Source organism: Streptomyces sp. NPDC001002 (genome assembly GCF_053599215.1).
In genome coordinates, this window is record NZ_JBSFLV010000173.1 from 1 (window position 1) to 17,986 (window position 17,986).

Consider the following 17,986-nt stretch of genomic DNA (forward strand, 5'->3'; position numbering starts at 1 on the left):
GGGGGGCGGGCGCCCCCCCCCCCACGATTCCGCGCAAGTGCCTTGAGCGCTTTGAGCCAGGGGCCGGTCAGGGCTTGATGCCCACGCCGGTCCACAGGCTGACCACCGCGTCGGTCAACGGCTCCGCGCCGTCCTCCGTGGCCGTCGCCGCGTCCGGGCGCCAGCGGTGGCCGACCGAGATGCCGGGCTCCAGGAGGTCGAGGCCGTCGAAGAAGCGGGCCACGGCGCTCTGCGAGCGGAACTGCACGGGCGTACCGGCATTGGTGTAGATGTCGGTGACCTTGTGCCACGTGTCCGGGTCGAAGTCGGGCGTGCAGTGGCTGAGGGCGAGGGCGCTGCCGGAGGGCAGGAAGTCCAGCAGCCGGCTCACGATCCCGTACGGGTCCTGCGCGTCGGTGACGAAGTGCATCAGCGCGTTGAGGGAGAGCGCGATCGGCTGGTCGAGGTCCAGGACCTCGGACAGCGCCGGCGAGTCGAGGAGGGCGCCCGGGTCGTTGACGTCCGCCTCGATGTACGTCGTGCGGCCCTGGGGCGTGCTGCGCATCAGACGCTCGGCGTACTTGAGCACCAACGGGTCGTTGTCGGCGTAGACCACCCGGGCGTCGGGCACGACGGACTGCGCGACCTGGTGCAGGTTGGGCTCGGTGGGGATGCCGGTGCCGATGTCCAGCCACTGGCGGATGCCGTGCTCCCGCGCCAGGACCCGGGTGGCCCGGTGCATGAAGGCACGGTTCTCGCGGGCGCAGACGAAGATGCCGGGGTAGACCCCGGCGACCGACTCGGCCGCCGTCTTGTCGACCTCGAAGTGGTCCTTGCCGCCCAGGTAGTAGTCGTACATCCGGGCCGAGTGCGGCCTGCTGGTGTCGATGTCCCGCGCTGCGTGGGGGGTGGTCATGCTGTCCCTTTCAACTGGTGTGCGCTGACGTGCCGGCCGGCGCGACCGACCGTCAGGTGATCGGCGAGGCCCTTCTTGACCCCTTCGACGAACGCGCTGATCTCCTGCGGCGTGTAGATCAGAGCGGGTCCCGCGGGATCCGTCGACTGCCGCAACGCGACCCGGCCGTCGGCCAGGCGCTTGGTCTCCACGCACTGGCCCCCGTTGGGGCCGCTCCACGGGCATTCCCAGCCCTGCTCGCCCAGATCCGAGGCGGGCATCCCGTTGTAGACGCTGCCGGTGGTGGTCATGAGTACTCCTTGCGCATACGGGTCAGGAGCGCCCTGCTGTCCGCCGACGAGGTGAGCAGCGACATCCGGTTGTGCGCCTCCAGATGGGCGGAGACGTCGGAACGCTGGTCCAGGTACATGGAGGCGGACAGGATCTCGCTGTAGACGACGTCCGGCAGCTCGGGCTCCTCGAACCGGAAATAGGTGAAGGGGGCGCACGCGCCGACATGGGCGCCCGCGGTGAACGGAACGATGTCGAGGCTCACGTGCTCCAGCTCCGAGACCTCCAGGAGCTTGTCGATCTGCTCCCGCATCACCTCGGGGCCGCTCACCACGCGGTGCAGCACGGCCTCTTCCATCACGACCCACAGCGTGGGCGCGTCCGCTCTGGTCAGCAGACTCTGGCGCCGTAACCGCAGGTCGACCCGTCTGCGCAGGTCCTCTTCGCTCTCGTTCGGGAAGCCGCCGCGCAGCACGCCACGGGCGTACCCCCAGGTCTGCAGCAGGCCCGTGACGTAGTGCGGCTCGTAGGTGCGCAGGGTCTTGGCGCCGCTCTCCAGACTCACGTAGGCGGAGAACCAGGTGGGCAGGACGTCACGGTAGGCGTGCCACCAGCCCGGCTCGTTGGCCTGCTCGGCGAGGGCGACGAACTCATCGATCTCCTGCCGGTCGGCCCCGTAGGTCTCCAGCAGCTTTTCCACGTACAGCGGCTTGAGGGCGACCTCCGCCTTCTCCAGCCGGCGGATCGTCAGCGTCTTCACCCGCAGTGCCGTCGCCGCGTCCTCCAGCGAGGCGCCCGCGCTCTGCCGCCGCTCCTGCAGCCGTCTGCCGAGGATCATGCGGAGAACGGTGGGCGCACTGGCGCCACTGCCCGAGCGAGCCTCGTTCACGCCCTACCTCCTGAAGGACAGTCACCAGCAGCGGTCCGACAACGACTTGATGATGCCACCATACGGATAACCTCCCGGTGAAATTATCAGGGAGTCGGTTGCAGCATGAAGTCAACTACGAGCATGATTGGTTGAGTGAGCGATCAACCCGAGCGCGCCCACGCGTCAGTCAACATGCCGCCCACTCCGTGGAGTTGGCGTGGTAAGGCGTTCGGACCGTCCGGCCGTACCTCGAACACCCCGACCGGGGGCGGCCGTTCCCAGCCGTACGTCTCCTCGCTCACCCCGCTGCGCCCGTCCTCCCACGGAAGGCGAACACCGTGTCCCCCCACACGACTTCCCTCTCCTCCTTGTTAGACACCCCCGGCCCCGACCGGTCCCACTGGCTGGAACTGCCCGCCAGACGGGAGAGCGTCAGAGCCGCCCGCCATGGTGTGAGCGCTTGTCTGCGCTCATGGCGGGTGCCGGCCGAACTGTGCGCCGACGCCGTCCTGTTGGTGTCCGAGCTGGTCACCAACGCCGTCGTCCACACGCTCAGTTCGCGGGTCCTGTGCGGCGTCGCGCTCATCGGCGAGGAGCGGCTGCGGGTAGAGGTCCACGACTACGACGGCGCCGCGCTCACCCCGGCGCGTGGCCGGCCGACCCTCGACTGCGAGACCGGCCGCGGACTGCTGATCGTGCAGGAGGTCGCCGACGCCTGGGGGGCCGAGCGCTCGACCCGCACGAAGGGCAACGCGGTCTGGGCGACGCTGCGCGGCGCGACCGTCTGACGGTTCCGAGGGCGGGGAGGCGGCGGATGCGGTGCTACGAGGGTGTCAGCTCGGCGAGCAGCACCGTCCGGTCGTCCGCGCCCGGCGCGGCGGCGGCATCGTCCAGCAACTCCTCGCACAGCGACCGCAGATCGTCGTCACCGGGCGTTCGGGTGACCGCGGAATCGAGGGCGTGGGCGAGACGGGCGATGCCCTCCTCGATGTCGCACTGGCGGGACTCGACGAGCCCGTCGCTGTAGAGGACGAGCAGGGTCGGCTCCGACACGGTCAGCACGGTGGTCTCGTAGCGCCCGGCGCCGAGGCCCAGGGGCAGGCCCGCGTTGGCGAGCACGACCGGGGCGGCCGGTCCGTCCGCCGGCCGGAGCAGTGGGGGAGGGTGACCGGCGCCCACCAGCGTGCAGGTGCGCTGCCGGGGGTCCCACTCGGCGTACATGCAGGTGGCGAAGGAGGCGCCGGGGATGGCGGCGGCGAGCGCGTCGAGACGGTTCATCAGGTCCGCGGGGCAGAGGTCGAGCCCCGCGAGGGTACGGACGGCCGTGCTCAACTGGATCATGGCGACGGCCGATTCGGGACCGTGCCCCATCGCGTCCCCGACGATCAGACCCACCCGGCCGCCGGGCCGGGGCAGCGCGTCGAACCAGTCGCCGCCGATGATGTTGCCGTCGCCCGCCGGGAGATAGCCGTGCGCGATGCGGCAGCCCGGGAAGTCGTGGTCCGTCGTGGGCAGCAGGCTGTTGCGGATCGCCAGCGCGGTGCGCCGCTCCCGCTCGTAGCGCCGCGCGTTGTCCAGCGCGACACAGGCCCGCGCGGCCAGCCGCTCCACGGCGACGGCGTCCCCGCGCTCGAACGGCGGCTTGTCCGGACCGCGCGTGCAGGCGATGAATCCGACCGCCACATCCCGCAGATGCAGCGGCACGACCAGGAACGATTCGCTCTCCAGGAGACTGCGAATGCCCTCGTCGTCGGGTCCGGTCGCGCTCAGCCGCTCGCTGGTGTGCGGGTCGACCGCGTCGAGGAGTTGGGACCGCTTGTCGGCCAGCGCGCGGGCGTACGGCGTCTCGCGCGGAAAGACGAGCACCTGGTCGACGGGCAGCAGCGGCTCCCAGTCCTCGGCCGCCTGCGCCCCCACCCGCAGCGCGAGCCGGCGCGCCTCGACCTGCGGCGGATCCGAGCCCGCGTAGGCGTTCTCCTCCAGGAGCCACCGCTCCAGCAGGTACACCGACGCCGCGTCACAGAAGGCAGGCGTCAGCGCGTGCACCACATGACTTCCCGTCATGTGCAGATCCAGCTCGGAGCCGATGACATCGGCCGCGGGGGAGAAGAACAGACGACGGCGCTGTGACATGGGGGAGAGCGCACCGTCCGGTAGGTGGCGGGCTTCGTTGCGCAGGGTCTTGCCTTTCCGGGTGGGGCCGGGATCGGCCGCGTGCCAGGCGCAGGCGCCTCGCCGCAACGGGGAGAACTATATGATGGGACGTCAAGCCCCCCGAGACGCATGGGAGTTGTGGTGCAGCAGGGTCTCCCGGAGAACACAACGCCCAACAAGGCGAGCGTCGCCCGCATGTACGACGCCATGCTGGGCGGCGAGCACAACTTCGCCATAGACCGCGAGGCGCTCGCGGCGTTCACCGCCATCGACCCCCAGGTCCGCACCCTCGCCCGGGCCAACCGCGCCTTCCTCGGCCGCGCCGTCCGCTTCCTCATCGCCTCCGGGGTACGGCAGTTCATCGACCTCGGCTCCGGCATCCCCACCCAGGGCAACGTCCACGAGGTGGCCCAGGCCGCCGACCCGGACAGCCGCGTGGTGTACGTCGACAACGACCCGGTGGCCGTCGCACACAGCGCCGCCCTGCTGGCCGACAACCCGGGCGCGGACATCCTCGACGCCGACATCCGCAGGCCCGCCGACATCCTGGCCGCCCCGCAGGTACGGAAGTTGATCGACCTTGACCAGCCCGTCGCCGTACTGATGATCACGATCCTGCACTTCATCTCGCCGGAGGAGAACCCGGCCGGCCTCGTCGCCGCCTTCCGGGACGCGCTGCCCGACCAGGGCTGGCTGGCGCTCACCCACGCCACCAACGAGGACCGCCCCGACACGGCCGCCGCCGTCGGACAGTTGTACAAGGCCAAGGCCACCTCGCCGGTGACCGCCCGCTCCCGCGACGAGATCCAGCACCTCTTCGACGGCTTCGACCTCGTCGAACCGGGCCTGGTCCACGTACCGTTGTGGCGCCCGGACCCCGAGGACGAGATCCCGGAGAACCCCTCGGAGTACTGGGTGTACGCGGGCGTCGGCCGCAAGCGGGTCTAGCGAATTTGGGGGCCGTCACGGATGGTGACCGGCCCCCTGTGCGTGTGATCGTCGGAGAGACCTTGTACCTCCGACGAAGGGGAACTCCTCATCCATCACCGTGAGTCGAAGACACCCAGTGCCCGAGACATCCGGCCAACCCCTACCCGCGCCCTCCTGCTGGAGGTGACCCGTGGGACACGCTGACACCCTGCTCGCCATGGGCGGCGCCTTCCTGGCGGCCGCGTTGCTCGCTCGGCTCGGCGGCCGGATCGGGCTGCCGACGATTCCCCTGTTCATGCTCGCCGGGATACTGCTCGGCCCGCACACCCCGGGCCTGGTCCTGGTGGAGGACGCGCACGACTTCGAGATGCTCTCCGCGCTCGGGCTTGTGCTCCTGCTGTTCTACCTGGGCCTGGAGTTCCACCTCGACGACCTGCGCAGTGGAGGTCGGCGGCTGCTGTCCGCCGGTGGCATCTATCTCTTGCTGAACGTCGGCGCGGGCCTCGGCTTCGGGTTCGCGCTCGGCTGGGGTGTGCGCGAGGCGCTCGTACTCGCCGGTGTCCTGGGGATCTCCTCCTCCGCGATCGTCACCAAGATCCTCATCGACCTCGGGCGCATCGGCCGCCCCGAGACCCGGCTGATCCTCGGTGTGATCGTGGTGGAGGACATCTTCCTCGCGCTGTATCTCGCCGCGCTCCAGCCGGTGATCGGCGGTGCGGAGGGCGTCGGCGAGATGGTCCTGCAGAGCGGGAAGGCCTTCGGGTTCCTGCTGGTGCTGGCCGCCGCCGCACGCTACGGCACCCGTCTCGTCGGCCGCCTCATCGCGACCCGTGACAACGAACTGCTCGTCATCAGCTTCCTCGGCGCGGCGGTCCTGGTCGCCGGGGTCTCCGAGGTCCTCGGTGTCGCCGACGCCATCGGCGCGTTCATGGTCGGCCTGATCCTGGCGGGCACGCCCTCCGCACCCCGGATCCGCGAACTGGTGCACCCCCTCCGGGACGCCTTCGCGGCCATCTTCTTCTTCGCCTTCGGACTGGCCATCGACCCGGGCGACCTGGTCTCCGTCGCCGGTCCCGTCGCCGCCGCGGCCGCTCTGACCGTCGCCGTGAACATCGTGGCGGGCCTGCTCGTCGCCCGCCTGTACGGCTACGGCCTCGACACCGCCGCGGACATCGCCACCACCCTGGTGGCGCGCGGGGAGTTCGCGCTGATCCTGGCGGCGATGGCGACGAGCGCGGGCCTGGACGGGCGGCTCGCCCCGTTCATCGCCGGATACGTCCTCGTCCTGGCGGTTCTCGGTCCTGTGCTGGCGGGCCGGGCGGAGCTGTTCGCGCGTGCGCTGCGGGCGGCGCGTGACGCGTTGCCGCGTGGGGGTGAGAGCGCCGGGACGGGCGGGGCGCCTGCGAAACCGGAGGACGCCGAGGACGAGGACCCGGCCATCCGGGGAGTCAGGAGTCGAGCCTGATGGTGAGTGAGGTCGGCGGGCGGAAATGCTGAGGGAAGGCCCTGTCCAGGGCCGCGCAGGTTCTGGGAAGGAGCAGCCGTGCATCGGAACGACGCCGAACGACTGGCCGATCTTGAAGCGCGACTCGAACAGGACGATCCCCGCTTCACCCACGCCCTGCGTACCGGGCGCCCGGCACGGCCGCGGGAGTACCGGCGCACCGGCCTCTGGTACGGCCTCGCCCTCGGCGCGGTCGTGCTGATCGTCGGGATCGTGATCTCCGACGGCCTCCTCATCGCCACGGGCCTGGTCCTCATGGGCATCGCCGCCCAACTGCTGGACCCGAAGGAGGCACCGCTGAAGCGCCGCGGGAGCCGGCCGACGGGACGGTGACGCATGGGGCCGGCGTGGGCCGGGCCGTGCGGTGGTGCCGGTGTCGGCGCGCAAAGGGCAACCCACCGCCTGGCCGTATGGGTCTGACCGGACCCTTTCCTCACGGCACTCCGCGCACCCGTCTCCCCTCGCCCGGCCGTCCTCGGCGGCCGTCCCGGCGACTGGCGGGCGGGGGCAGGCGTCTTGGTCGCGACGGCGTACGCCGGCACGGTAGTCCGGTCGACCCCAGCGGAGCGATCCCGTGGCGGACCCCGGCCCGAACTGTGACCATGGCTGGCGTACGGCCCCTTGATCCGTCGACAGCTCGGGAGACGACATGCCGATCGGCCGCGTGGGACTCGTCGTGCACGGAGGCCGTCCCGAGGCGGTGACCGGGGCGCAGACCGTGCGGGAGTGGTGCGCCGGGCACGGCATCGGCTGTGCCGACATCGATGTGTGGCAGGGACAGGGGAGTCGGCGCAGCGGCCGTGAGGAGGTGCGGGCCGCCGGGATGCCCGACCTCATCGTGACCCTCGGCGGGGACGGCACCTTCCTGCGCGGGGCGCGGATCGCGGCCAAGAAGGACATCCAGGTCCTGGGCGTCGACCTCGGCAAGGTCGGCTTCCTCACCGAGACCGCCGTCGGCGACGTCGAAGAGGCGCTGGAGGCCGTGCACGCGGGCAGATCCACGTGCGAGGAACGCATGACACTCACCATGCGGGCGTCCAAGCCGCTGGAGATGCCCTCCGACATGGAGGAGATCCTCTGCTACGGGCGCGGACCCGCGCTTCCGCCCCCGCCGCAGGCCGATCCGGCGGAGGACGGCTGGGGCGTCGCCCTGGACGTCACCGCGCTGAACGACATCGTGGTGGAGAAGCTGGCCCGGGACCGTCAGGTGAGCCTCGGGGTGTACATCTCCGGGCGGCTGCTGGCGTCGTACTCGGCGGACGGCGCGATCGTCGCGACCCCGACCGGCTCCACCGCCTACAGCTTCGCCGCGGGCGGTCCGGTGCTCTCACCCCGGATGCGGGCCGTGGTGTTCACGCCGGTCGCCCCGCACATGACCTTCGACCGCACGGTGATCGCCAACGCGGACGAGCCGATCGCGCTGCGCGTCCTGCCGCACTCGGGCCGGGCCGCCGTCAGCGTCGACGGACAGCCACGCGGGGTCCTCGAACCGGGCGACTGGATCGGCGTGATCGCGGCGCCGCGACCGCTGCGCCTGGTCCGGCTGGCGCCCGCCGACTTCTACGGGCGGCTGCGGGAGCGGATGCGCCTGACCGACGCTCCCGCGACCGCCGCCGACGGCGAGTCGGATCCGCTGTTCCGCCCCGCCAACCCCGTGCCGGACGACCTCAGCCACCTCTACCTGCCGCCGCCCCAGACCACCTGATCCGGCGCGCTCAGCCCGCCTCCCGCCGTTCGGCGGCGGACCGGTGCGTGAGCGGCTCGCGCAGGCCCAGGTGCGAGCGGAGCGTCGTACCCGTGTACTCCGTGCGGTAGACACCACGCTCCTGGAGCTCGGGGACGAGCAGGTCGACGATGTCGTCGAGGCCGTCCGGGATCAGGTACGGCGTGACGTTGAAGCCGTCGACCGCGCCGTGCCGTACGAAGTGGGCGAACTTGTCGGCGAGGCCGGACGGGGTGCCGACGTGGCCGCGCTGCGGGCCGAGCGCGATGACCGTCTCCCGCAGCGACCAGCCGTTTGCCTCGGCCTTCGCACGCCATTCGGCGACCACGGCACGCGGGTCCGCGACGCGGCGGGCGCCGAAGGAGCCGTCGTTCTCGGCGACGACCGGGTCCTCCTTCGGCAGCGGCCCGTCGGCGTCGCGGCCGGCCAGGTCGATGCCCCACAGCAGACCGGCGACCCCCAACGCCGTTGCGGGGGTGACCTGTTGGAGGCGCAGCCAGCGCTTCTTCTCCAGCGCCTCCTCCTCGGTGGCGCCGATGATGATCTCGGTGCCGGGCAGGATCCGCAGGTCGTCGTCGGGCCGTCCGACCGCCCGCAACCGGCGCCGCAGGTCTTCGGCGAAGGCGAGCGCGTCGTCGAAGTCGTTGCCGTGCGCGGAGAAGATGACGTCGGCGTTGCGGGCGGCGAAGTCGCGCCCCTCGCCGGAGTCACCGGCCTGGAAGATGACGGGGTGGCCCTGGGCGCTGCGCGGCAGGGTCGGCGCGAGTTCGACGTCGAACTGCGGTCCCTGATGGCGCACTTGGCGTACGGCACCGGGCGCCGACCAGGCCGGGGCGTCCGTGGAGCCGGCGACCGCTCCGTCCTCCCAGCTGTCCCACAGCGCGCGGGCGACGGTGAGGAACTCGGCGGCGCGCCGGTAGCGGTCGGCGTGGTCGAGATAGCCGCCGCGGCGGAAGTTGGCGCCGGTCCAGGCGTTGTCGGTGGTCACCACGTTCCAGCCGGCCCGGCCCTCGGAGAGCAGGTCGAGCCCGGACAGGCGGCGGGCGAGGTCGGCGGGTTCGTTGAAGGTGGAGTTGGAGGTGGAGACCAGACCGATCCGGCGGGTGACCGCGGCCAGCGCGGCGAGCTGGGTGATGGCGTCCGGTCGGCCGGCCACGTCGAGGTCGTGGATCTTGCCGTCGACCTCGCGCAGCCGCAGTCCCTCGCCGAGGAAGAACGCGTCGAACAGGCCCCGTTCGGCGGTCTGCGCCACCTTGCGGAAGGAGGCGGGGTCGATCTGGGAGCCGCTCTCGGGCGCGGACCACACGGTCCAGTGGTTGACGCCCTGGAAGAAGACCCCGAAGTGGAGCTGGGCGTCGGGCCGGGGGACGTCGAGGGGATCGGTGCGGGTCATCGGGCGTCCTCCTGAGCGACCGCGGCTGCGGCTGCGGCTGTGGCGGCGAAGCGGTTGGCGGGGCGCTCCAGACCCAGGGTCGAGCGCAGAGAAGTACCGGGCAGCGGGCGGGCGGTGAGCCGCCGAGCGGAGAGGGCGGGCAGGGCGAGACGGGAGAGGACGCCCAGATCCTCGTCAAGGACCAGCGGGTGCAGGCGTACGCCGTCGACGTGGCCGCTCAACTCGACCAGCAGCGCGACCAGTTGCTCCGCCGATCCGATGTGCCGCAGCCGTCCTCGGTCGGTCCAGGGCGCGTACCGCTCCAGGTCGGCGACCCGCTCGGCGCCGGTCGCGTCCGGAATATCAAGCGCGACCTCCACCTCGGCGAAGACCCGCGGAGTGCAGGCGCCGGTGGCGGCCGTCCTGACCGCCGCGAGGTCACGGCCCGAGACGAGAGCGACGTCGAGCAGCTCGGCGGGCACCCGGTCGGGACTGCCCAGGACGACGAGCTGTCCCTGGGGCGGACGCGGCACGATCGCGGGGCCCTTCACCGCGTACGTGTCGCCCGTGAAGTCGATGTAGTGGAGCCGGTCGCGGTCGAGGTAACGGCTGGTGGCCACCGACCTGATGACCGCGTCGTCCTCCCACGAGTCCCACAGGGCGCGGGCCACCTCCACCCCGTCGCGGGACTCCCGCGCTCGCGCGTCGGCGTCCGCGATCACCGGGCGCCCCCAGGAGCGGGCCGCCTCGGCACGCTCCTCCTCCGACACCACCCACCCGGCCCGACCGGCCGAGATGTGGTCGAGCGACGCCAACTGGCTTGAGACATGGAAGGGTTCGGCGTACGTGAGCGGTACGACGGGAGCGATTCCGATCGTGCTCGTGGAAGCGGCGAGGAAGGCCGCGCGCTCCACCGCGCCGATCCGGCCCACCGGATCCGCCGCTGTCCCGGGCGGCAGCACACCGTCGTCCAGGGTGATCAGCGTGAACCCCGCGTTCTCGGCGACGGCGGCCACCTCGGCCGTGCGCCGCGGGGTGAGCAACCGGTCGGGGGCGTGGGCGGCGCGGCGCCAGGCCGCGGGATGGGCGCCGTCGCCGTCGAGCTCGACGGCGAGATGCAGGGCGGGGCCGGACATGGGTGATCCTTCCGAGAACACGGGAACACGCGGCGACAGGGCCACGAGGAGACGGCCGGCGGGGCGGGCCGGCGGGGTCAGACGTGTACGGAAGGACAGACCGCGGAGGCGGTACGGCAGTAGTCGACATGCCGCCGGGTGGTCAGCCACGTGTCGATGCGGGCACTGCGCGCTGTCGCGCCAGGTACGTGCATCGGACCCTCCACCCGTCAGGAACTTGCGAGTTCAACGTACGTCGTCCGCCCGTGCGAGTGTCAAGGGCGTCCCGCACGCCTCCCACTCGCCGGGCTCGGTGGATCCGCCCTGCGTAACCTGGTCGCCGTGTCCGTCTCTCACCTGCGCCGTGTCGCCGTGCTTGTACTGGAGGGCGCGAAGCCCCTGGACGTCGGGATTCCCGCGCAGGTGTTCTCGACCCGGGGGAGCATGCCGTACGAGGTACGGCTGTGCGGGGCCGCGCCCGGCCTTGTGACCGGCGGCGACGGACTGTCGTACCACGTCGCCCATGGTCTGGAAGCGCTGGAGTGGGCCGGCATCGTCTTCATCCCCGGCTACCGCTTCCCGGACCGTGAGGACCCGCCCCCGGCCGTCGTCGAGGCGCTGATCGCCGCCCACGACCGGGGCGCGCGGCTCGCCGCCATCTCGACGGGCGCTTTCGCGCTCGCCGCCACCGGACTGCTCGACGGCAAGCGCGCCACGACCCACTGGCACTACACGCGGGCGCTCAAAGCGAAGCACCCGGAGATCCGTGTCGACGAGAACGTCCTGTTCGTCGACGAGGGCAGCGTCCTGACCTCGGCCGGCGCCGCCTCCGGCATCGACCTGTGCCTGCACATCCTGCGCGGCGACCTCGGCGTGGCCGCCTCCAACCACGCGGCCCGGCGCCTGGTCGCGGCCCCCTACCGCAGCGGCGGCCAGGCGCAGTACGTGCCGCGCAGCGTGCCCGAGCCGCTGGGCGAGCGGTTCGCCGCCACTCGGGAGTGGGCCCTGCACCGGCTCGACGACCCCCTCACCCTGGAGACGCTGGCCGGGCACGCGGGCGTGTCGGAGCGCACGTTCTCCCGGCGGTTCGCCGAGGACACCGGCTACACGCCGATGCAGTGGGTCATGCGGGCCCGCATCGACCGGGCGCGCGAACTCCTGGAGCGTTCGCAGCGGAGCGTGGAGCAGATCGCCGCGGACGTCGGCCTCGGCACCGGCGCGAATCTGCGGCTGCACTTCCAGCGCATCCTCGGGACCACGCCGAGCGAGTACCGGCGGACTTTCGCACGGGGCGAATAGCGCTCGGCGGGTTCCTGGGCGTGGGGGGATCCCGGGCGTGGCGGGATCCTTGCGAACCATGGCGATCGCGCCGCTGTCGGCAGCCCACCGCGCGCGCGAACCTGGGGGTGAATTGAGCTGAAGGGACACTCCTCATGACACGTATCGCCATCAATGGATTCGGCCGCATCGGACGCAATGTGCTGCGCGCACTGCTCGAACGCGACAGCGAGCTCGAGATCGTCGCCGTCAACGACCTCACGGAGCCCGCGGCCCTCGCCAAGCTGCTCGCCTTCGACTCCACGTCCGGCCGCCTCGGGCGCCCGGTGACCGTCGACGGGGACACCCTCGTGGTCGACGGCCGCCGTATCAAGGTCCTTGCGGAGCGCGAGCCGGCGCAGCTGCCCTGGGCCGACCTCGGCGTGGACGTCGTACTGGAGTCGACCGGCCGCTTCACCTCCGCGAAGGCGGCCCGCGCGCACCTCGACGCGGGCGCGCGCAAGGTGCTCGTCAGCGCGCCGTCCGACGGCGCCGACGTCACCCTCGCGTTCGGTGTGAACAACGATGCCTACGACCCCGCCCTGCACACGATCGTCTCGAACGCCTCCTGCACGACCAACGCCCTCGCCCCGCTGGCCGCGGTGCTGGACGAGCTGGCCGGCATCGAGCACGGCTTCATGACGACCGTGCACGCCTACACGCAGGAGCAGAACCTGCAGGACGGCCCGCACCGCGACGCCCGGCGCGCCCGTGCCGCCGCCGTGAACATCGTGCCGACCACGACGGGGGCCGCCAAGGCGATCGGCCACGTGCTGCCGAACCTGGACGGCAAGTTGTCGGGCGACTCGATCCGCGTGCCGGTCCCGGTGGGCTCGATCGTCGAGCTCAACACGACCGTTTCCCGTGACGTGACGCGCGAGGACGTGCTGGCCGCGTACCGCGCCGCCGCCGAGGGTCCGCTCGCCGGGGTCCTGGAGTACTCGGAGGACGCGCTCGTGTCGTCCGACATCACCGGCAACCCGGCCTCGTCGATCTTCGACTCCGCTCTCACCCGCGTCGAGGGCCGCCACATCAAGGTGGTCGCCTGGTACGACAACGAGTGGGGCTTCTCCAACCGCGTGATCGACACCTTGGAACTGCTCGCCGCCGGCTGACAGTTGACGTATTTCGCGCGCGGCGACGAAGGCCGCGCACACTCCGACGGACGGCCCCAGTGGCCGTCCGTCGGCCGTTGGGGCCCTTCCGACCCGCTCGCCGGAGCGGTCAGGATCGGAGAAGCGCCGGTCACGGGGGCGCGGCTAGCGTGGTTCCCAGCGGTCGGCCCCAGTCCACCCGCCTCGTAAAACGGGTGGACAGCGGGCGATCAGTGGTTAGCGTGGCCGCGACCGCCCGCACAGGGACGTCACAGACGCGAGCCCGCAGTCCGCGCGACGGAGAGAGAGACGATGGACAAGGTCACGAGGACGGACACCCGGTCGGCTCAGCCGCACACCGCCGACAGCCACGAACTGATCCGTGTGCTCGGCGCCCGCGAGAACAACCTCAAGGACGTCAGCATCGAGATCCCGAAGCGCCGTCTGACGGTGTTCACCGGCATCTCCGGCTCGGGCAAGAGCTCCCTGGTGTTCGACACGATCGCCGCCGAGTCGCAGCGGCTGATCAACGAGACCTACAGCGCCTTCGTACAGGGCTTCATGCCGACCCTGGCGCGGCCGGAGGTCGACGTCCTCGAAGGCCTCACCACCGCGATCATCGTCGACCAGCAGCGCATGGGCTCCGACCCGCGCTCCACGGTCGGTACCGCCACCGACGCCAACGCGATGCTGCGCATCCTCTTCAGCCGGCTCGGCGACCCGCACATCGGCCCGCCCAGCGCGTACTCCTTCAACACCGCCTCGGTCCGGGCCAGCGGCGGCATCACCGTTGAACGCGGCGCCGAGAAGACCAAGACGGTGAAGGCCACCTTCAACCGCACCGGCGGCATGTGCACCCGCTGCGAGGGCCGCGGCTCCGTCTCCGACATCGACCTCACCCAGCTCTACGACGACTCCAAGTCCCTCGCGGAGGGCGCGTTCACCATCCCCGGCTGGAAGTCGGACAGCCAGTGGACCGTGCAGGTCTACGCCCAGTCCGGCTTCGTCGACCCGGACAAGCCGATCCGCCAGTTCACCAAGAAGGAACTGCAGGCCTTCCTCTACGGCGAGCCGGTCAAGGTCAAGGTCAACGGCGTCAACCTCACCTACGAGGGCCTGATCCCCAAGATCCAGAAGTCGTTCCTGTCCAAGGACAAGGAGGCGATGCAGCCGCACATCCGGGCGTTCGTGGAGCGGGCGGTCACCTTCACCACCTGTCCCGAGTGCGACGGCACCCGGCTCAGTGAGGGCGCGCGGAACTCGAAGTACGCGGGGATCAGCATCGCCGACGCCTGCGCGATGGAGATCCGCGACCTCGCCGAATGGGTCCGCGGACTAGAGGAGCCCTCCGTCGCACCGCTGCTCACCGCGCTTCAGCAGACCCTCGACTCCTTCGTCGAGATCGGCCTCGGCTACCTCGCGCTCGACCGGCCCTCCGGCACCCTCTCGGGCGGCGAGGCACAGCGCGTCAAGATGATCCGCCACCTGGGCTCCGCGCTCACCGACATCACGTACGTCTTCGACGAGCCCACCATCGGCCTGCACCCGCACGACATCCAACGCATGAACGACCTGCTGCTGCGCCTGCGGGACAAGGGCAACACGGTCCTCGTCGTGGAGCACAAGCCGGAGACCATCGCGATCGCCGACCACGTCGTCGACCTCGGCCCCGGCGCCGGCGCGGCGGGCGGCACCGTCTGCTTCGAGGGCACCGTCGAGGGCCTGCGGACCGGCGGCACCATCACCGGCCGCCACTTCGACGACCGCTCCTCCCTCAAGGAGGAGACGCGCAAGCCCACCGGCGCACTGGAGATCCGCGGCGCGACCACCCACAACCTCCAGGACGTCGACGTCGACATCCCGCTCGGCGTGCTGACCGTCCTCACCGGCGTCGCAGGCTCCGGCAAGAGCTCGCTCGTGCACGGCTCGATCCCGGCCGGCGAGAACGTGGTGTCGGTCGACCAGACCCCGATCCGCGGCTCCCGACGCAGCAACCCGGCGACGTACACCGGACTTCTCGAACCGATCCGCAAGGCGTTCGCCAAGGCCAACGGTGTGAAGCCGGCGCTGTTCAGCGCCAACTCCGAGGGCGCCTGCCCCACCTGCAACGGCGCCGGGGTCATCTACACCGACCTGGCGATGATGGCCGGCGTCGCCTCCACCTGCGAGGACTGCGGCGGCAAGCGGTTCGACGCCTCCGTACTCGAATACCGCTTCGGCGGCCGGGACATCAGCGAGGTCCTGGCGATGTCGGTGACCGAGGCCGAGGAGTTCTTCGGTACCGGCGAGGCACGCACCCCGGCCGCGCACACCATCCTCGGTCGGCTCGCCGACGTCGGCCTCGGCTACCTCACCCTCGGCCAGCCGCTCACCACCCTCTCCGGCGGCGAGCGCCAGCGGCTGAAGCTGGCCACGCACATGGCCGACAAGGGCGGGATCTACATCCTCGACGAACCGACCACCGGCCTCCACCTGGCCGACGTCGAGCAACTCCTGGGCCTGCTCGACCGGTTGGTCGACTCCGGCAAGTCGGTCATCGTCGTCGAGCACCACCAGGCGGTCATGGCGCACGCCGACTGGATCATCGACCTCGGCCCCGGCGCGGGCCACGACGGCGGCCGGATCGTCTTCGAGGGGACCCCCGCCGACCTGGTCGCGGCTCGCTCGACGCTCACCGCGGAACACCTGGCGGCGTACGTCGGAGCCTGACCCGCAGGCCTTGCCTTGATCACCTGATCCGCGCGTGATTGGCTCGCCCGATGAACCTTCTGCTGACATCGGGCGGGCTGCGCAACGAGACCCTGCGGGAGTCGCTGCGGGACCTGCTGGGCAAGCCGTTCGGATCGGCGAACGTCGTCTACCTCCCGACGGCGTCCGTCGCCGAGTCCGGCGACCACGGGTGGCTGCTCGCGGACATGACGCGCGTACAGGCCCTGGGCTGGCGGGAGTTCGACATCCTGGAGCTGAACGGCCTGCCGCAGCGGATGGTCCTCGACCGGCTGCTGTACGCCGACGTCATCTACGCAGGCGGCGGCAACCACTACCACCTCGCCCGCAGCATCACCCTCAACGGCCTGACCGACGGCTTCCTGGAGGCGCTGGAGAGCCGGGTCTACGTCGGGTTGAGCGCCGGATCGATGATCTTCAGCAGCAACCTCACCGAGCACTCCGCCGACGTCATCGGGGACACCGCCGACCTGCACGCGCTCGGCACGAAGACCGTGGAGCCGCCCTTCGGCCGCTTCGACTGGTACCTGAAGCCCCACCTCGACTCGCCGGACTTCCCGGAGCGGGACGACGCCTGGGCCGACCGGATCGTCGAACGGGCCGACTTCCCGATCTACTTCATCGACGACGACACGGCGCTTCGGGTCAGGGACGGTGAGGTGGACGTCGTGTCCGAGGGCCGGTGGCGGTTTCATCCGTGAGCCGGGACGGCAGGGCGGGGCGTGGACATTCATGAGAGGCGAGCGATGGTGATCGAGGTCGCGGGTGTACGGGCCCCGTCGGGGCGGGCGGCGGAGGCGGCGCTGGGGGTGTGCGCCGAGTACGCGGACGAGGCGCTGTACCACCACTCCCTCCGCTCGTACTTCTTTGGAGCCGCCTGGGCACAGGAGCGCGGCCTCGATTTCGACCGCGAGTTGCTGTTCGTCTCGGCGGCGCTGCACGACTTGGCGCTCACCGCGCCCTTCGACAGCCACACGCTCCCCTTCGAGGACGCGGGCGGTCACCTGGCGCGGGTCTTCACGGCGGGGCTGGGCTGGCCGGTCGAGCGGCGGGACCGGGCGGCCGAGCTGATCGTGCTGCACATGCGGGACGACGTGGATCCCGAGCAGGACCTGGAGAGCCGTCTGCTGCAGGTGGGGACGAGCGCCGATGTCTCGGGGACGGGACTGGAGGCGTTCGAGCCGGAATTCCGCGCGGCGCTCGTCACGGCGTACCCCCGCCTGGGATTCGCGGCGTCCTTCGTCCGTCTCTTCCAGGACCAGGCCGGGCGGAAGCAGGGGTGCGCGGTGGCGGAGCTGGTCGCCGGGGACTGGGCGGAGCGGACCCTGGCCAACCCGCTGGAGGAGCCGGTCGCGGGGCCGCGTGCGGGGGAGTAGCGGCTGGTGGGCGTGGGCGGCGCTGCCGGTGTGACCGGGGGATGAAAGGATGGGCCGCATGAGTAACGTCTACTTCGACATCACCATCAACGGCGAGGCCGCGGGCCGCATCGTGTTCCGGCTCTTCGACGACGTAGTCCCGAAGACCGCCCAGAACTTCCGCGAGCTCGCCACCGGCCAGCACGGTTACGGCTACGCGGGCTCGCCCTTCCACCGGGTCATCCCCGACTTCATGCTGCAGGGCGGCGACTTCACCAACGGCAACGGCACCGGCGGCAAGAGCATCTGGGGCGGCGAGTTCGCCGACGAGAACTTCAAGCTCCGCCACGACCGCCCGTTCCTGCTGTCGATGGCGAACGCGGGCCCCGGCACCAACGGCTCGCAGTTCTTCGTCACCACTGTCGTCACGCCCTGGCTCGACGGCAAGCACGTCGTCTTCGGCGAGGTCGTCGAGGGCTCCGACCTGGTGAAGAAGATCGAGTCCCTGGGCTCCCGCTCGGGCTCGACGGCGTCCAAGATCGTGGTCGCCGCGTCCGGCACCGTCGACGCGTAACACCGCAGACCCAGGCCACCCTCACCGGCTGGCACGAGAGCAGCGACTACGGCGTCGCCCTGGGCGAGTTCGCCGAACGCTACGG

At 71.2% G+C, this 17,986-nt stretch carries 18 protein-coding genes; 11 read left to right on the forward strand and 7 right to left on the reverse strand.

Features of this window, described 5'->3' with window-relative positions; translation table 11 throughout:
* Positions 1–67: 67 nt before the first annotated feature.
* From ACWDR3_RS41635 to ACWDR3_RS41645, 3 genes are read right to left on the reverse strand one after another with little or no spacing between them, the layout of a single operon-like run.
* Complete coding sequence (locus tag ACWDR3_RS41635) at positions 68–895, reverse strand: SAM-dependent methyltransferase (RefSeq protein ID WP_450357807.1); 828 nt, start codon at positions 893–895, stop codon at positions 68–70.
* Positions 892–1,185, reverse strand: coding sequence for a DUF397 domain-containing protein (locus tag ACWDR3_RS41640; RefSeq protein ID WP_280875097.1), 294 nt, complete (start codon positions 1,183–1,185; stop codon positions 892–894). The genes ACWDR3_RS41635 and ACWDR3_RS41640 overlap by 4 nt, the downstream gene beginning before the upstream one ends.
* Positions 1,182–2,054, reverse strand: a complete 873-nt coding sequence (locus tag ACWDR3_RS41645) for a helix-turn-helix domain-containing protein (RefSeq protein WP_450357808.1) — start codon at positions 2,052–2,054, stop codon at positions 1,182–1,184. Before ACWDR3_RS41645 ends, ACWDR3_RS41640 begins: the two co-directional genes overlap by 4 nt.
* 350 nt (positions 2,055–2,404) lie before the next feature.
* On the opposite strand from ACWDR3_RS41645, the gene ACWDR3_RS41650 reads away from it, so the two are divergent.
* Positions 2,405–2,824, forward strand: a complete 420-nt coding sequence (locus tag ACWDR3_RS41650) for an ATP-binding protein (protein WP_450357809.1) — start codon at positions 2,405–2,407, stop codon at positions 2,822–2,824.
* A gap of 34 nt (positions 2,825–2,858) precedes the next feature.
* On the opposite strand, the gene ACWDR3_RS41655 is transcribed toward ACWDR3_RS41650, so the two are convergent.
* The gene (locus ACWDR3_RS41655) at positions 2,859–4,169 is read right to left on the reverse strand and encodes a PP2C family protein-serine/threonine phosphatase (RefSeq protein WP_450357810.1); all 1,311 of its coding nucleotides are present in this window, start codon (positions 4,167–4,169) and stop codon (positions 2,859–2,861) included.
* Between the two features lie 162 nt (positions 4,170–4,331).
* Between ACWDR3_RS41655 and ACWDR3_RS41660 the strand changes: the two genes are divergently transcribed.
* The 4 genes from ACWDR3_RS41660 (at position 4,332) to ACWDR3_RS41675 (ending at position 8,329) form a co-directional block, all read left to right on the forward strand.
* On the forward strand, positions 4,332–5,138 hold the full coding sequence (locus tag ACWDR3_RS41660; RefSeq protein WP_450357811.1) for an SAM-dependent methyltransferase: 807 nt from the start codon (positions 4,332–4,334) through the stop codon (positions 5,136–5,138).
* Between the two features lie 172 nt (positions 5,139–5,310).
* Complete coding sequence (locus ACWDR3_RS41665; RefSeq protein ID WP_450357812.1) at positions 5,311–6,585, forward strand: cation:proton antiporter; 1,275 nt, start codon at positions 5,311–5,313, stop codon at positions 6,583–6,585.
* 78 nt (positions 6,586–6,663) lie between these two features.
* Entirely contained in the window at positions 6,664–6,957 is a 294-nt protein-coding gene (locus ACWDR3_RS41670; RefSeq protein WP_450357813.1) for a DUF3040 domain-containing protein, read from the forward strand.
* Positions 6,958–7,273: 316 nt separating this feature from the next.
* Entirely contained in the window at positions 7,274–8,329 is a 1,056-nt protein-coding gene (locus tag ACWDR3_RS41675) for an NAD(+)/NADH kinase (protein ID WP_450357814.1), read from the forward strand.
* Positions 8,330–8,339: 10 nt separating this feature from the next.
* On the opposite strand, the gene ACWDR3_RS41680 is transcribed toward ACWDR3_RS41675, so the two are convergent.
* The 3 genes from ACWDR3_RS41680 to ACWDR3_RS41690 form a co-directional block, all read right to left on the reverse strand.
* Positions 8,340–9,740, reverse strand: a complete 1,401-nt coding sequence (locus ACWDR3_RS41680) for an NtaA/DmoA family FMN-dependent monooxygenase (protein WP_450357815.1) — start codon at positions 9,738–9,740, stop codon at positions 8,340–8,342.
* On the reverse strand, positions 9,737–10,855 hold the full coding sequence (locus tag ACWDR3_RS41685; RefSeq protein ID WP_450357816.1) for an LLM class flavin-dependent oxidoreductase: 1,119 nt from the start codon (positions 10,853–10,855) through the stop codon (positions 9,737–9,739). The genes ACWDR3_RS41680 and ACWDR3_RS41685 overlap by 4 nt, the downstream gene beginning before the upstream one ends.
* Before the next feature lie 77 nt (positions 10,856–10,932).
* Positions 10,933–11,049: a putative leader peptide gene (locus tag ACWDR3_RS41690; protein ID WP_450357817.1), complete on the reverse strand. Its 117-nt coding sequence runs from the start codon at positions 11,047–11,049 to the stop codon at positions 10,933–10,935.
* A gap of 127 nt (positions 11,050–11,176) precedes the next feature.
* Between ACWDR3_RS41690 and ACWDR3_RS41695 the strand changes: the two genes are divergently transcribed.
* The 6 genes from ACWDR3_RS41695 (at position 11,177) to ACWDR3_RS41720 (ending at position 17,901) form a co-directional block, all read left to right on the forward strand.
* Positions 11,177–12,133: a GlxA family transcriptional regulator gene (locus tag ACWDR3_RS41695; protein WP_450357818.1), complete on the forward strand. Its 957-nt coding sequence runs from the start codon at positions 11,177–11,179 to the stop codon at positions 12,131–12,133.
* A 134-nt stretch (positions 12,134–12,267) separates the two neighbouring features.
* Entirely contained in the window at positions 12,268–13,266 is a 999-nt protein-coding gene (gene gap, locus ACWDR3_RS41700; protein ID WP_450357819.1) for a type I glyceraldehyde-3-phosphate dehydrogenase, read from the forward strand.
* Between the two features lie 291 nt (positions 13,267–13,557).
* Positions 13,558–15,954, forward strand: coding sequence for an ATP-binding cassette domain-containing protein (locus ACWDR3_RS41705; RefSeq protein WP_450357820.1), 2,397 nt, complete (start codon positions 13,558–13,560; stop codon positions 15,952–15,954).
* 50 nt (positions 15,955–16,004) lie between these two features.
* The gene (locus ACWDR3_RS41710) at positions 16,005–16,673 is read left to right on the forward strand and encodes a Type 1 glutamine amidotransferase-like domain-containing protein (protein ID WP_450357821.1); all 669 of its coding nucleotides are present in this window, start codon (positions 16,005–16,007) and stop codon (positions 16,671–16,673) included.
* A 45-nt stretch (positions 16,674–16,718) separates the two neighbouring features.
* On the forward strand, positions 16,719–17,348 hold the full coding sequence (locus tag ACWDR3_RS41715; RefSeq protein ID WP_450357822.1) for an HD domain-containing protein: 630 nt from the start codon (positions 16,719–16,721) through the stop codon (positions 17,346–17,348).
* A 49-nt stretch (positions 17,349–17,397) separates the two neighbouring features.
* A complete protein-coding gene (locus tag ACWDR3_RS41720) occupies positions 17,398–17,901 on the forward strand; it encodes a peptidylprolyl isomerase (protein ID WP_450357823.1) in 504 nt (167 codons plus the stop codon).
* Positions 17,902–17,986: the final 85 nt, after the last annotated feature.

Bases quoted from the DNA above. Each gene is read 5' to 3' on its own strand.
- ACWDR3_RS41635 (WP_450357807.1), bottom strand. From the start codon at position 895: ATGACCACCCCCCACGCAGCGCGGGACATCGACACCAGCAGGCCGCAC.
- ACWDR3_RS41640 (WP_280875097.1), bottom strand. From the start codon at position 1,185: ATGACCACCACCGGCAGCGTCTACAACGGGATGCCCGCCTCGGATCTG.
- ACWDR3_RS41655 (WP_450357810.1), bottom strand. From the start codon at position 4,169: ATGTCACAGCGCCGTCGTCTGTTCTTCTCCCCCGCGGCCGATGTCATC.
- ACWDR3_RS41675 (WP_450357814.1), top strand. From the start codon at position 7,274: ATGCCGATCGGCCGCGTGGGACTCGTCGTGCACGGAGGCCGTCCCGAG.
- ACWDR3_RS41680 (WP_450357815.1), bottom strand. From the start codon at position 9,740: ATGACCCGCACCGATCCCCTCGACGTCCCCCGGCCCGACGCCCAGCTC.
- ACWDR3_RS41685 (WP_450357816.1), bottom strand. From the start codon at position 10,855: ATGTCCGGCCCCGCCCTGCATCTCGCCGTCGAGCTCGACGGCGACGGC.
- ACWDR3_RS41690 (WP_450357817.1), bottom strand. From the start codon at position 11,049: ATGCACGTACCTGGCGCGACAGCGCGCAGTGCCCGCATCGACACGTGG.
- gap (WP_450357819.1), top strand. From the start codon at position 12,268: ATGACACGTATCGCCATCAATGGATTCGGCCGCATCGGACGCAATGTG.
- ACWDR3_RS41705 (WP_450357820.1), top strand. From the start codon at position 13,558: ATGGACAAGGTCACGAGGACGGACACCCGGTCGGCTCAGCCGCACACC.
- ACWDR3_RS41710 (WP_450357821.1), top strand. From the start codon at position 16,005: ATGAACCTTCTGCTGACATCGGGCGGGCTGCGCAACGAGACCCTGCGG.
- ACWDR3_RS41715 (WP_450357822.1), top strand. From the start codon at position 16,719: ATGGTGATCGAGGTCGCGGGTGTACGGGCCCCGTCGGGGCGGGCGGCG.
- ACWDR3_RS41720 (WP_450357823.1), top strand. From the start codon at position 17,398: ATGGGCCGCATGAGTAACGTCTACTTCGACATCACCATCAACGGCGAG.